The 12,465-nt window shown below is 69.4% G+C and carries 11 protein-coding genes; 5 read left to right on the top strand and 6 right to left on the bottom strand.

The features are described from left to right. Positions 1 to 9: 9 nt before the first annotated feature. The 3 genes from tolB to LZ009_RS11645 are packed head-to-tail and all read right to left on the bottom strand — an operon-like array spanning position 10 to position 2,940. Entirely contained in the window at positions 10 to 1,305 is a 1,296-nt protein-coding gene (gene tolB / locus LZ009_RS11655) for a Tol-Pal system beta propeller repeat protein TolB (RefSeq protein WP_275698471.1), read from the bottom strand. A 17-nt stretch (positions 1,306 to 1,322) separates the two neighbouring features. After that, positions 1,323 to 2,177, bottom strand: coding sequence for a glycosyltransferase (locus LZ009_RS11650; protein WP_275698094.1), 855 nt, complete (start codon positions 2,175 to 2,177; stop codon positions 1,323 to 1,325). Positions 2,178 to 2,181: 4 nt separating this feature from the next. Next, the gene (locus tag LZ009_RS11645) at positions 2,182 to 2,940 is read right to left on the bottom strand and encodes a glycosyltransferase family 2 protein (protein WP_275698093.1); all 759 of its coding nucleotides are present in this window, start codon (positions 2,938 to 2,940) and stop codon (positions 2,182 to 2,184) included. 34 nt (positions 2,941 to 2,974) lie between these two features. Between LZ009_RS11645 and msbA the strand changes: the two genes are divergently transcribed. Genes msbA through LZ009_RS11625 form a run of 4 tightly spaced genes read left to right on the top strand, consistent with a single transcriptional unit; the run spans position 2,975 to position 8,349 of the window. Further along, positions 2,975 to 4,777 (top strand): lipid A export permease/ATP-binding protein MsbA, encoded by a 1,803-nt coding sequence (gene msbA, locus LZ009_RS11640; RefSeq protein WP_430300286.1) that lies wholly within the window; start codon positions 2,975 to 2,977, stop codon positions 4,775 to 4,777. After that, entirely contained in the window at positions 4,774 to 6,045 is a 1,272-nt protein-coding gene (locus LZ009_RS11635; protein WP_275698091.1) for an O-antigen ligase family protein, read from the top strand. Before msbA ends, LZ009_RS11635 begins: the two co-directional genes overlap by 4 nt. A gap of 8 nt (positions 6,046 to 6,053) precedes the next feature. After that, on the top strand, positions 6,054 to 7,307 hold the full coding sequence (locus LZ009_RS11630; protein WP_275698090.1) for an O-antigen ligase family protein: 1,254 nt from the start codon (positions 6,054 to 6,056) through the stop codon (positions 7,305 to 7,307). Between the two features lie 4 nt (positions 7,308 to 7,311). Then, positions 7,312 to 8,349: a glycosyltransferase family 9 protein gene (locus LZ009_RS11625; protein WP_275698089.1), complete on the top strand. Its 1,038-nt coding sequence runs from the start codon at positions 7,312 to 7,314 to the stop codon at positions 8,347 to 8,349. A gap of 19 nt (positions 8,350 to 8,368) precedes the next feature. Here the strand turns inward: LZ009_RS11625 and rng are convergent, their stop codons facing one another. Next, positions 8,369 to 9,844 carry a ribonuclease G gene (gene rng / locus LZ009_RS11620; protein ID WP_275698088.1) on the bottom strand — a complete coding sequence of 492 codons (1,476 nt, stop codon included), beginning with the start codon at positions 9,842 to 9,844 and terminating at the stop codon, positions 8,369 to 8,371. A gap of 99 nt (positions 9,845 to 9,943) precedes the next feature. Here rng and LZ009_RS11615 point away from each other — a divergent pair, with 99 nt between their 5' ends. Next, the gene (locus LZ009_RS11615; RefSeq protein ID WP_275698087.1) at positions 9,944 to 11,368 is read left to right on the top strand and encodes a PAS domain-containing protein; all 1,425 of its coding nucleotides are present in this window, start codon (positions 9,944 to 9,946) and stop codon (positions 11,366 to 11,368) included. A 1-nt stretch (position 11,369) separates the two neighbouring features. Here the strand turns inward: LZ009_RS11615 and LZ009_RS11610 are convergent, their stop codons facing one another. Continuing rightward, the gene (locus LZ009_RS11610; RefSeq protein ID WP_275698086.1) at positions 11,370 to 11,972 is read right to left on the bottom strand and encodes a Maf family protein; all 603 of its coding nucleotides are present in this window, start codon (positions 11,970 to 11,972) and stop codon (positions 11,370 to 11,372) included. 25 nt (positions 11,973 to 11,997) lie between these two features. Next, a complete protein-coding gene (gene rlmH / locus LZ009_RS11605; protein ID WP_275698085.1) occupies positions 11,998 to 12,465 on the bottom strand; it encodes a 23S rRNA (pseudouridine(1915)-N(3))-methyltransferase RlmH in 468 nt (155 codons plus the stop codon).

Genomic DNA, 12,465 nt, shown 5'->3' with positions numbered 1-12,465 from the left:
AATTCGTCATCAACGTTGGAAGGGGCCCCAGTCCGGCTCGCGGATGTCTCCGCTGCGCCCGGGAAGGCTGGCCTTGATCTTGCCGTCGAGGGTGGTGGTCATCAGGGCTTCGCGGCCGTTCTGGCGCGTGGCATAGATGATCTGCCGGCCGTTCGGGGCGAAGCTCGGGCTTTCGTCGGAGACGGTGTCCGTCACCGATTGCACGTTGCCGCTCGCAAGCTCCATCACCTGCAGCTTGAATGCGCCGCCGACGCGGGAAATGTAGGCCAGCCACTTTCCGTCCGGGCTCAACGCGGGCGAAATGTTGTAATTCCCTGTAAAGGTGACGCGCTGCGGCTCGCCGCCATTGGCGGGCATGCGGTAGATCTGCGGCGCGCCGCCGCGGTCGCTCACGAAGTAGAGGGTGCGGCCGTCGGCCGAATACAGCGGCTCGGTGTCGATGCTGCTCGATTGCGTGAGCCGCTTGGGCTCGCCGCCCGCCGCCGGGATCGTGTAAAGCTGCGAGCCCCCGTCGCGCGTGAGCGTCACGGCGAGCGTGCGGCCATCGGGCGACCAGGCCGGCGCGCTGTTGGAGCCGCGGAAATTGGCGATGAGGCGCCGGCGGCCGGTGGGCACGTCGTGCACGTAGACCACGGGCTTGCGCGACTCGAACGACACATAGGCGAGCTGCTGGCCGTTGGCCGACCAGGCCGGCGAGATGATCGGCTCGGGACTGGCCAGCGCGGACTGCGCGTTCTCGCCGTCGGAATCGGCCACCCACAGGTTGAAGCGGTTGCCGGCCTTGGTGACGTAGGCGATGCGCGTGGAGAACACGCCTTTCTCGCCGGTGAGCTTCTCGTAGATCATGTCGGCGATGCGGTGCGCGGCCAGGCGCAGGTCCGCCGTCACCACCATCACGCCGTCGGCGGCGACGCTCTGCGCGCGCACCGTGTCCCAGAGCCGGAAGCGCACGTCGTAGCGGCCGTCGGCCAGGCGCGCGGTGCTGCCGACCACCAGCGAATCGGCGCCCTTCTGCCGCCACGGACTCACGTCCGGCCGGCTGGTTTCATCCAGCGCCGCGCCGCTGCCGTCGATGGCGCGGAACTGTCCGCTGCGCTCGAGGTCGGCCTGCACGATGGCGGCGATCTTCTGCGGCGCGTCGGCGTCGCCGCGGAAAGGCGCGATCGCGATCGGCAACTGCGTCAGGCCGACGCCGGTCACTTCCACCCGGAACTGGGCCAGCGCCGGCCCGGCGGCCAGCCCCGCGGTGGCGGCGGCAAGAAGGCCGCCCAGGTCGCGGCGGCGCCATTGCTTGGTCAGGTTCATGCTGCTTGGTTCGTTCTTCATCGGTTCAGTTCAGTGACGATGGTGTCCGGCTGGTGAAGTGCTTCGGCCAGCCCGCGCTCCGCCCGGATGATGCCGCTTTCCGTGCGCGCCGTGACGCGCGCCCGGTTGCCGCCCTCGTCCGCCCGGCTCTGCTCCCGGTGCCACAGGTGCCAGACCTCGGTGCCCAGGAAGCCGTTCTTGCGCCGCAGGCCGGCGTTGTGCAGCCGCAGGACCAGGTCGGCGTCCTCGTGTCCCCAGCCTGCGAAGGTCTCGTCGAATCCATTCACCCTTTGGTAATCGCCCCAGGCCACGCCGAAGTTGCAGCTGCGGATGCCCTTCCACCTGAAACGCGGCTGGACGCGAAACGGGGCTCCGGGCCACTGCAGAAGATGCGTCAATTTGTTAACGTCGCCCGCCATGCGCAGGCGCAGCCAGGCGGCAGTATCGCATTGGGACAAATCGATTTCGCCGGCGACCACCTTTTGCGTGAGCGCGGGGCTCAGCAGCACGCGGCTGCCGTTGACGAAGTGGCCGGCCTCGGCCAGCCGCGCGTGGTGCAGCACGAAGCGCGGATTGGGCACGCAGTCGCCATCCAGGAACACCAGGTAGTCGGCGCCGGCAGCAGCGGCGGTGGCCGCGCCCAGGTTGCGGGCGCGCGAAGCGGTGAAGCCGACGTCGGGATGCCAGACGTGCTGCACGCTGCAGGCGAACCGCGGCAGGCCGTCGCGCAGCGCCTGCACGTTCTCGGCGCGCGACCCGTCGTCGGCGACCACCACGCGGTGCTCCGGCGTGCACTGCGGCGCCAGCGCACGCAACACGGCCAGGGCCGCGTCGGCGCGGTTGTAGGTGAGGACGACGAAGGCCGTCCTCATCCGGTCACCTGCCCGCCTCCTGGCTTTGCAGCAGCCAGAGCTTGAGGTAGCGGTAGTAGGTGCCTTCGGCGTTGGACACCGCCAGCATGAAGCCCCAGCGGCCGTCGAGGAAGCCCAGCTGCAGGAAGTAGGTGCGGATGAAGGCCCAGAGGCCGCTGGCGACCGCGCGCGACATCGAGCCGCTGCGGCCGGCCGTGACCATGTCGCGCGCATTGGCGCTGGAATAGCGATTGAGCTTCTCCAGCACAGCCTCGAGGTCGCGGAAGCTGTAGTGGATGATCGGGTTCTTTAGCGTGCCCAGCTCGCCCTGCACCTGCAGGTTCGCATGCAGGTAGTGCTCGGTAAAGCGCCCCAGGCCGCGCCTGGCCAGCCGGCGCGTGTAGTCGGGCGTCCAGCCGGAATGCTTGATGAAGCGGCCCACGTACATGGAGCTGCGCGGCACGCGGAAGCCGTTGCATCTCGTGTCGGCGATGGCGGCGCGGATCTCCGCGGCCAGCGCCTCGCTGATGCGCTCGTCGGCATCGAGCGAGAAGAACCAGTCGCCGGTGGCGAGGTCGATGCCGCGGTTGTTCTGCGGGCCGTAGCCGGGCCAGTCGGGCGTGACCAGGACCCGGGCGCCCTCGGCGCGCGCCAGGTCCGGCGTGCCGTCGGTGCTGCCCGAATCGACGACGATGACTTCGTCGGCGAAGCGGCAGGAGCGAACGCAATCCACGATGTTGGCCGCCTCGTTCTTGGCGACGATGACCACCGAAAGGCGCGTCATCGTTTGCGGGATAATTCGCACATGGCTTCCAATTATGCCCGCGCCCTCCGCCGTGCCTGAGACCGTCCTGGCGCAGCCCGCGCCCGCGGCTCCCGCCGCTCCCGAAGCCAGCCTCATCCAGCGCATCCGCCGCGTCTTTCCCTACATCGCGCACGTGCGCCGGCTCTGGCTGGTCGTGCTCGTGGCCACCATCGTCGGTGCCGCCACCGAGCCCGCCATGCCGGCGCTGATGAAGCCGCTGCTGGATCACGGCTTCAACCGCAACACCTTCAACCCGTGGATGGTGCCCGCCGCGCTGCTGGGCCTGTTCGCCATCCGGGGCGCGGCCGGCTTCATCGCCGACATTGCCCTGGCCAAGATCGCCAACGAAGGCATGTTCTCGCTGCGCCGCGCCCTGTTCGCGCGGCTGCTCGATGCGCGCATGGACCTGTTCAAGAGCGAATCGGCGAGTTCGCTCTCGAACGCCATCGTGGCGGAAGTGCAGAACGGCTTCAGCCTGCTGGTGAACGCGCTGACCGGCCTGGTCAAGGACAGCCTCGCGCTGGTCGCCCTGCTCGGCTACCTGCTGTACCTGAACTGGCAGCTGACCCTGATCGTCGGCATCATGGGCCCGGCGGTGGCCTGGGTGATGCGCACCGCATCCAAGCGCCTCTACCGCCTGGCCAAGGGCAGCCAGGCCGCCACCATCGAGCTCACCTACGCGGTGGAGGAGAACGTGCTGGCCAACCGCGTGGTGCGCCTGCACGACGCGCAGCCCGCGCAGGCGCAGCGCTTCCAGGCCCTGAGCAATTCGCTGCGGCGCCTGGCCATGAAGTCCGCCGTCGCCAATGCGGCCATCACGCCGACCATGCACATGCTGGCGGCCGCGGCGCTCTCGGGCGTGATCTGCATCGCCCTGTGGCAGACCGGCGAGAACATGACGGTCGGCGGCTTCGCGGCCTTCGTCGCCGCGATGATGATGCTGATCTCGCCGGTGAAGCGCCTGTCGGAGGCGGCCAGCCCCATCATGCGGGCGCTGGCGGCGCTGGAGCGCTCCTTCGACCTGGTGGAGCACACCGAGCCGGAAAGCGGCGGCACCTACGCGCCCGAGCGGGCGCAAGGCCACCTGGAGCTGCGCGGCGTGACGGTGCGCTACCGCGATGCCAGCCGCGCCGCATTGCAGGACGTGTGGCTGGAAATCTCGCCCGGTGAAGTGATCGCGCTGGTCGGCCCTTCGGGCTCCGGCAAGACCACGCTCGCCAACCTGCTGCCCCGCTTCGTCGACATCGGCAGCGGCGCCATGCTGCTCGATGGCCACGACCTGCGCGACTGGGACCTGCGCGCGCTGCGCGGCCAGTTCGCGATGGTCAGCCAGGACGTGGTGATGTTCAACGACACGCTGGCGGCCAACGTGGCGCTGGGCCAGGCCGTGGATCGCGAGCGCGTGCAGCACGCGCTGGAATCGGCCAACCTCGGCGAACTGCTGTCGCAGCTGCCCCAGGGCATGGACACGCAGGTGGGCCACAACGCCACTTCGCTGTCGGGCGGGCAGCGCCAGCGCCTGGCCATCGCCCGCGCCCTGTACAAGGACGCGCCCATCCTGATCCTCGACGAAGCCACCTCGGCGCTGGACAACGAGTCCGAGCGCATGGTGCAGGACGCGCTGCGCCGCCTGATGGCCGGTCGCACCACGCTGATCATCGCCCACCGCCTGTCCACCATCGAACACGCCGACCGCGTGGCGGTGCTGGACCAGGGCCGCGTGGCCGAACTGGGCACGCATGCCGAACTCATCGCCCGCGGCGGCCTCTACGCCCGGCTGCATGCGCTGCACCAGTCCGACGGAGCCCTGCCTTGAGGCTGGCCGGCGTCGCGGGCGGAATCGACCTGTCGCCGGCCAGGGGCGAGCGCCTCTACCAGGCGGCCCTCTCGGCGGCGCTGGCCTGCCTGGGCTTCTTCGTGCTGTTCTCCACGGCCGGCATCAACATCGCGCTGGGCGTGCTGCTGCTGCTGTGCCTGCTGCGGCCGCGCCGCGTGCTGGAGCGCGCGGCCTGGCGCGAGCCGGTCGGCGTGATCGGACTGGTGCTGCTGGCGTGGGTGGCCGTGCGCACGCTGGCCGACAGCGGCCTGTCCAGCGAGACCTTCGACGCCGTCAACCGCTATCGCGAGCTGCTGCTGCTGCCGCTGCTGTGGGCCATCCTGCGCTCGGTGCGGCGGCCCAATGCGCTGGTCAACGGCCTGATGCTCGGTGCGGTGGTGCTGGCCGCGGCGCATTGGCTCGCGCCCCTGTCGCCGGAGCTGGAAACCTTCCTGCACTACCGCCGCATCTCCGGCGGCTTCGGCCTGGCGGTGTGCGCCTTCCTGCTGTTCGAGCATGCGCGCCTGGGCCGGCTGCCGCCGCGCGCGGGCTACGGCCTGGCCGGCTTCATCGCGCTGACCCTGCTCTTCGCCACCAACGGCCGCACCGGCCACGTGGTGCTGCTGGTGCTGGCGCTGTGCGCCGCCTTCCGCGCGGCGCCGCCGCGGCTGCGACTGGCGGTGCTCGCCGCCACGCTGGCGGCCGGATTGATGGTGGGCTTCAGCTCCGGTTCCATCCGCTCGCGGATGGGCGAGACCTGGTCGGAGATGAAGGCCGGCGGCAGCGGCGCGCAGGCTGCGCCGGAGTCGCGCACGGAGCTGCTGCGCACCGGCCTGGAGGTGGTGCGCGAGCACTGGGTGCTGGGCACCGGCTGGGCGCGCTACCCGCGCGTGTTCAGCGAGACCTCGGTCGAGCGCCACGAAGCGCAGGGCCAGCCGGGCGTGGGCGGGGGCGCGGTGAATCCGCACAACGAATACGTGCTGCAACTCGGCGCCGGCGGCATCGTCGGCCTCATCCTGTTCGGGCTGTGGCTGGCCTGGCCGATGTGGCGCGCCATCCGCGAGCGCGGCAGCGAAGGCCCGTGGGCCGGCGCGGTGGGCTGCGTGTCGCTGGCCTTCGCCGTCAGCGCGCTCTTCAACTCGGTCCTGCGTGATTTCACGGAGGCCCATTTCTATGTGGCAGTCATGGCCTGGCTGCTGGTGCGGCGGGTCTACCGAGACGACCGGGCCGCACGCACCGACTACGAGCTCGAAGGAGCACAGCCTTGACTGCAGTAATGGACAAGCTTTCCTTGCCCCAGGAGGCTTGGAACCAACGCGCCTCGCGGGGGCTGATGACTTTCAGCCTCGCCAGCCTGGGATTCTTCGCGCTATTCGCCACGGCCGGGGTCTACATCTCGATGTTCCTGGTCTTGCTGGCGTGCTGCCTGGCTCCTCGCCGGATCGTGGAAGCACTGCCTTGGCGCGAGCCGTTCGTGGGCTGGGGCTTGCTCTTTCTCGCCTATGTCACCCTACGTTCCTTTATCGGCGACGGATCGCCCGCTAGCGGAGGTCGGGCGTTCAATGCGTACCACGAGCTACTGGTATTTCCAGTCGCATGGGCGGTGTTTCGCGTCGCCCGCAGGCCTCACGTCTTCATCATCGCACTCCTGGCGGGGGCAGTCGTGGCCTCACTGGGCATCTGGATCTCATCGTTGCAGCTACTGCCGAAGTCGCCGCCTTTCTTCGCCTGGCTGCAATTGCGCCTGGACCACTCGATCGACATCCGCCGCATCTCACTCGGCTTCGGCCTGTCAATCTGCGCATACCTCTTGGTAGAGCATGCGCGCATGGGGCGCATTCCAGCGCGAGCCGGTTATGCACTGGCAAGCTACTTGGCCTTGACGGTGCTGTTCGCTAGCGAGGGGCGTACCGGCCAGCTAACCTTGCTGGTGCTGGCCTGCTGCGCGGCCTATCGGGCCGCGCCGTCGCGGTGGCGCTATCCAGCGACGGTAGGGATGCTGGTGGCAGCCCTGCTGGTGGCCGCCTGCTCGACCGGCGTGCGCACTCGCGTCGTCGAGACGGTATCGGTATTGAGCGGGAACCCCGTTGCTAGCCGTAACGTCGTTTCCACGCAGATCCGGATTGAAATGTTCCAAAACGCCGTCGGGGTGGCGCACGACCACTGGCTTCTTGGCACCGGCTGGGCCAGCTACACGGAGGCTTTCCGCAAGTCGGCGTTAGAACGACGGCCCAACGAACCCGACGCGCTCGGATCCCACTCCGATAATCCACACAACGAGTACCTACTACAACTCGGCGCGGGCGGACTCCCCGCCCTGGTGTTGTTTCTCGGATGGGTGGCTTGGCCGCTGTGGCTAGGCAAGCGCGCGTCGCGCACCGAACAACCTTGGACGGGCGCCGCAGCCTGCGTCGCTCTGGCCTTCGCTGTTGGCGCCGCCTTCAACTCCATGCTGTACGATTTCATAGAAGCCCACCTCTACGTAACGCTTCTGGCGTGGCTGCTCGTGCGCCGCATCGATCGCGCCTGATCCGATGCGCAGCGTGCTGGTGGTCGTCACGCGCCAGATCGGCGACGTGCTGCTGACCACGCCCTTGATCCACGAAGTGCGGCGGCGCTGGCCGCAGGCACGCGTCGACGTGCTGGGCTTCTCGGGGACGCTCGGCATGCTGCGGGGCAATCCGGACGTCAGCGACCTGATCGAAGTGCCGGCCCGGCCCGGGCTGCGCGGCACGCTGGCCCTGGCGCGGCGGCTCTGGCGCCGTTACGACCTGGCCCTGGTCGCCGACCCCGGCGACCGCGCGCACCTGATCGGCTGGGTGGCGGCGCGCGAGCGCGTGGGCGTGCTGCCCGAACGCAGCGGCAGCAACTGGTGGAAGGAAAAGCTGCTGCAGCGCGTGGTCCACAGCCCCGGCGACCTCGGAAACGTGCACGTGGTCACCGAAAAGATGGCCTTGCTGGGCGAAGGCGGGGCGCCGCAGCTGGTCGGCCCGGCAAGCCGGCCGCTGCCCGAGCCGCTGCAGCGGCAGTTGCTCGAGGGCTACGTGGTCGTGCATGCGCCTTCGATGTGGCCCTACAAGCAGTGGCCGATCGAACACTTCCGCAAGTTGATCGGCCTGCTGGAACGCGCGGGCCGCCAGGTTGTGCTGACCGGCGGACCCGGCGCCGGCGACCGGGCCGCGGTGGCGTCGCTCGCGGGCTCCGCCATCGATGCGGGCCTGCTCGATTTCAACCAGGTGGCGGGCTTGCTGCGCGGCGCGGCGCTCTACATCGGTCCCGACACCTCGGTGTCGCACCTCGCCGCCGCCTGCGGCGTGCCGGTGCTGGCGATCTTCGGCCCCACCAATCCGCAGCGCTGGGCGCCCTGGCCGGCGACGGAGCAGCCCGTGGTGTTCCAGCGGCAGGCGCTCGCGCAGACCGTGGGCCAGGTGACGCTGCTGCAGTCGGACCTGCACTGCGTGCCGTGCGGCAAGGCGGGCTGCGAGGACCATCGGCAAAGCCGGGCGGATTGCCTGCCGGCAATTTCGCCGGAGCGCGTCGCGGCACAGGCGTTGGCGTTGTTGTCCGCCTAGCCGGGGTTGCCACCCCGGCCTACAGCAGCACGATGTCGTACTGCTCCTGCCCCATCGCGCTTTCGCTCTGCAGCGATATCGGCTTGCCGATGAAATCCGACAGCCCCGCCAGGTGCTGGCTCTCCTCGTCGAGGAACAGCTCGATCACCTTGGGCGCTGCGATCACGCGGTACTCGCGCGGGTTGAACTGGCGCGCCTCGCGCAGGATCTCGCGCAGGATGTCGTAGGCCACCGTCCGCGGCGTGCGGACCGTGCCCTTGCCCATGCACGAGGGACACGGCTCGCAGAGCATGTGCGCCAGCGACTCACGGGTGCGCTTGCGCGTCATTTCCACCAGCCCCAGCTGCGAGAAGCCGCCGGACATGGTCTTCACGCGATCCCGCGCGAGCTGCTTGCGGAATTCCGCCAGCACCGCCTCGCGATGGTCCTCGCGCTGCATGTCGATGAAGTCGACGATGATGATGCCGCCCAGGTTGCGCAGCCGCAGCTGCCGCGCGATGGCATGGGCCGCTTCGAGGTTGGTCTTGAAGATCGTGTCGTCGAAGTTGCGCGAGCCGACATAGCCACCCGTGTTGACGTCGATGGTGGTGAGCGCCTCGGTCTGGTCGACGATCAGGTAGCCGCCCGACTTCAGGTCCACCCGCCGGCCCAGCGCCTTGGCGATTTCCTCGTCGACGTTGTACAGGTCGAAGATCGGCCGCTCGCCCTTGTAAAGCTGCAGCTTGGACACGGCCGCCGGCATGAACTCCTGGCCGAAGGCATGCAGCAGGCCGAACTGCTCCTTCGAGTCGATGCGGATCGTCTGCGTCTCCTCGCTCACCAGGTCGCGCAGCACGCGCTGCAGCAGGTTCAGGTCCTGGTGCAGCAGCGAAGGCGGCGGCAGCCGCGTGGCCGACTCCTTGATGCGCGCCCAGGTCTTGCGCAGGTAGGCGATGTCTTCCGCCAGTTCCGCATCGCTGGCGTCTTCGCCGTTGGTGCGCAGGATGAAGCCGCCGCCGGCGTCGCCCACCAGCTTGCCCAGGCGGCGCCGCAGGCTGTCCCGCTGGTCGGAGGGGATCTTCTGCGATACGCCGACATGGTCGTCCTGCGGCAGGAACACCAGCAGGCGTCCGGCGATGCTGATCTGGGTGGACAGGCGCGCGCCCTTGGTGCCGATCGGGTCCTTGATCACCTGCACCATCAGGGCCTGGCCCTCGAACACCTGCTTCTCGATGGGCACCTGCGGCTGGCTGCCGCGCGCCACCTGAGGCGGCTCGCCATCGGGCTGGCGCTGCCAGACGTCGGCCACGTGCAGGAACGCCGCGCGCTCCAGCCCCATGTCGATGAAGGCGGACTGCATGCCGGGCAGCACGCGCGCCACCTTGCCCAGGTAGACGTTGCCGACCAGGCCCCGCTCCAGCGTGCGCTCCACGTGCAGCTCCTGCACGGCCCCGCTCTCCACGATGGCCACGCGCGTTTCCTGCGGCGACCAGTTGACCAGGATGTCCTGCTGCATGTTCTTGTGTTTCCCTCGCGACGGGACGTCCGGCACAGGATAACCCAGGAATCATTACACTTTGCCCTGCACTCCCCCTCCCCCGACCTCTCCCAAACCTTGTCCTCCACTCCCAGCTTCCTCGAAGGCGGCGGCGCCATGGGCGAACGCATCCGCCGCTTCGACTGGGCGAACCACCCGCTCGGCGCGCCCGAAGGCTGGCCCGCGGCGCTGCGCATGGCCATGAGCCTGTGCCTCAATTCCAGCTTCCCCACCGCCATCTACTGGGGGCCGGACATGTTCTGCCTGTACAACGATGCGTGGTCGGAGATCCCCGCCGACAAGCATCCCTGGATCCTCGGCAAGCCGGCGCGCGAAGGCTGGTCCGACATCTGGCACATCGTCGGCCCGCAGTTCGAGCAGGTGCTGGCCACGGGCGAGGGCCAGGCCTTCTACGACCAGATGCTGCCCATGGTGCGCGGCGGGGCGCCGCGCGAAACCTGGTGGAACTACAGCCTCACGGCGATCCGCCATGCCGACCACAGCGTCGGCGGCATCTTCAACCAGGGCAACGAGGTCACCGAGATGGTGCTCGCGCGGCGGGAACGCCAGGCGGAGCTGCAGCGCTGGCGCGAAATGTTCCACCAGGCTCCGGCGCCCGTGGCCATGCTGCGCGGGCCGCAGCACGTGTTCGAATTCGCGAACGAGGCCTACCAGCAGCTGGTGGGCGGGCGCGATGTCGCCGGCAAGACCGTGCAGGAGGCGCTGCCGGAGATCGTGCAGCAGGGGTTCATGGAACTGCTGGATGGCGTCTTCCATCGCGGCGAGCCCTACCTGGGAGCCGGCGTAGCCGTGAAGCTGCAGCGCCGCCCCGGCGAGCCGGCGGAGGACTGCGTGCTGGACTTCATCTACCAGCCGGTGCGCAACGCGTCGGGCGAGGTCGACGGCATCTTCGTGCTGGTGACCGACGTGACCCAGCGCGCGCGCGCCGAGTCGCAGCTGCGCATCACGAACTGGCAGCTGGGCGAGGAGCGCGCGCGGCTCGCGGCAATGATCGAGGCGGAGCAGCGCGCGCAGGGCGCCTTGCGCCGCTTCAACGAAACGCTGGAAGCGCACGTGAAGGCGCGCACGACCGAGCTCACGCGCGCGCTGCAGGCGCAGGTGGCGGCGGCCGACCGCCTGCGCGCCACTTTCGCCACCGAGTTGATGTTCCAGGGCTTCCTGGACACCGCGGGCACCTTGCTGGACGCCAACCCGGTTTCGCTGGCGGCGATCCGCAGTCCGCTGGAAGCGGTGGTCGGCAAGCCGTTCTGGGAGACGCCGTGGTTCACGGCGACGCCCGGCGCGGCGAACCTGATGCGGTCTGCCGTGGAGACCGCCCGCGGCGGACAAACCGTCACGCACCCGATCACCATCAACCTGCCCGGCGGCCCGCGCAGCTTCCATTTTTCGCTGCGGCCGGTGTTCAACGCGAAGGACGAAGTGGTGGGCCTGGTGCCCGAAGGCGTGGAGATTCCCGGCGCGCCGCAGCGGCGCGCTGCGTGATTCACCAGCGGACGCCGGCTTCCTTCAGCAGCAGCGCCGTCTCGTGCAGCGGCAGTCCCATGATCCCGGTGTACGACCCGCTGATGCGCGCGATGTACGCCGCCGCGCGGCCCTGCACTGCGTACGCCCCGGCCTTGCCCATGGGCTCGCCGCTGGCGACGTAGGCGCGGATGTCCTGCGCGCTCATCGCATCGAAGGTGACGCGCGATTCGCTCACCACTTCGCGCCGCTTGCGCCCTGATTGCAGGGCCACTGCGGTCAACACGCGGTGGGTGTGGCCCGCGAGTTCGCGCAGCATGCGGGCCGCATCGGCCGCGTCGGCTGGCTTGCCGTAGAGGACGCGGCCGCGCGCCACGGTGGTGTCCGAACACAGCACCGGCGCCGGCGGCAGGCCGCGGCGCGCGAGGCGCGCCACCGCGGCGTCGAGCTTCAGGCCGGTGACGCGGTGGACGTAGGCGGCCGGCGCTTCACCGGGCAGCACCTCCTCCAGCGCTTCGCTGTCCTCGCCGGCATCGGGCAGCAGCAGCTCGTGCCGCACACCCAGTTGTTCCAGCAACTGGCGGCGGCGCGGGCTTTGGGAGGCGAGGTAGATGAAGTCACTCATTCGTTCTTGTCATTCCCGCGCAGAGTCACTCACGGTGGTAAGGGTGGCCTGTGTTGATGGTCCACGCGCGATACAGCTGCTCCGCCAGCAGCACCCGCACCATCGCATGCGGCAAGGTCAGGTCCGACAAGCGGATGCGTTCGTGCGCCGCCTGGCGGAAGGCGGGGTCCAGGCCGTCCGGCCCGCCGATCACCAGCGCCACCACGTCGTTCTCCAGCGGCCAGGCCTTGAGCTTCTGCGCCAGGGCCACGGTGGTGAGCGGCGTGCCGCGTTCGTCCAGGGCCACGACGCGCGCGCCCTTGGGCATGGCCGCCTCGATGCGCTCGCGCTCGGCGGCCAGCAAGGTGGCGAGCGTCTTGGAGCCCCGCGCCTCGGTCTTGACCGCCTTGATCTCCAGCTTCGCTTCGGGCGGGAAGCGCTTGGCGTAGTCGTCCCAGGCGGCCTGCGCCCAGTCGGGCACGCGCTGGCCGACCGCGACCACCAGCAGCCGCAT

Origin of the sequence: Ramlibacter paludis (genome assembly GCF_022012305.1) — a bacterium.
GTDB lineage: Bacteria > Pseudomonadota > Gammaproteobacteria > Burkholderiales > Burkholderiaceae_C > Ramlibacter > Ramlibacter paludis.
This window is presented reverse-complemented; position numbering and strand designations above follow the sequence as displayed.

Bases quoted from the DNA above. Each gene is read 5' to 3' on its own strand.
- LZ009_RS11610 (WP_275698086.1), bottom strand. From the start codon at position 11,972: ATGAGTGACTTCATCTACCTCGCCTCCCAAAGCCCGCGCCGCCGCCAG.
- msbA (WP_430300286.1), top strand. From the start codon at position 2,975: ATGCCCGCGCCCTCCGCCGTGCCTGAGACCGTCCTGGCGCAGCCCGCG.
- LZ009_RS11645 (WP_275698093.1), bottom strand. From the start codon at position 2,940: ATGACGCGCCTTTCGGTGGTCATCGTCGCCAAGAACGAGGCGGCCAAC.
- LZ009_RS11625 (WP_275698089.1), top strand. From the start codon at position 7,312: ATGCGCAGCGTGCTGGTGGTCGTCACGCGCCAGATCGGCGACGTGCTG.
- tolB (WP_275698471.1), bottom strand. From the start codon at position 1,305: ATGAACCTGACCAAGCAATGGCGCCGCCGCGACCTGGGCGGCCTTCTT.
- rlmH (WP_275698085.1), bottom strand. From the start codon at position 12,465: ATGCGGCTGCTGGTGGTCGCGGTCGGCCAGCGCGTGCCCGACTGGGCG.
- rng (WP_275698088.1), bottom strand. From the start codon at position 9,844: ATGCAGCAGGACATCCTGGTCAACTGGTCGCCGCAGGAAACGCGCGTG.
- LZ009_RS11650 (WP_275698094.1), bottom strand. From the start codon at position 2,177: ATGAGGACGGCCTTCGTCGTCCTCACCTACAACCGCGCCGACGCGGCC.
- LZ009_RS11630 (WP_275698090.1), top strand. From the start codon at position 6,054: ATGGACAAGCTTTCCTTGCCCCAGGAGGCTTGGAACCAACGCGCCTCG.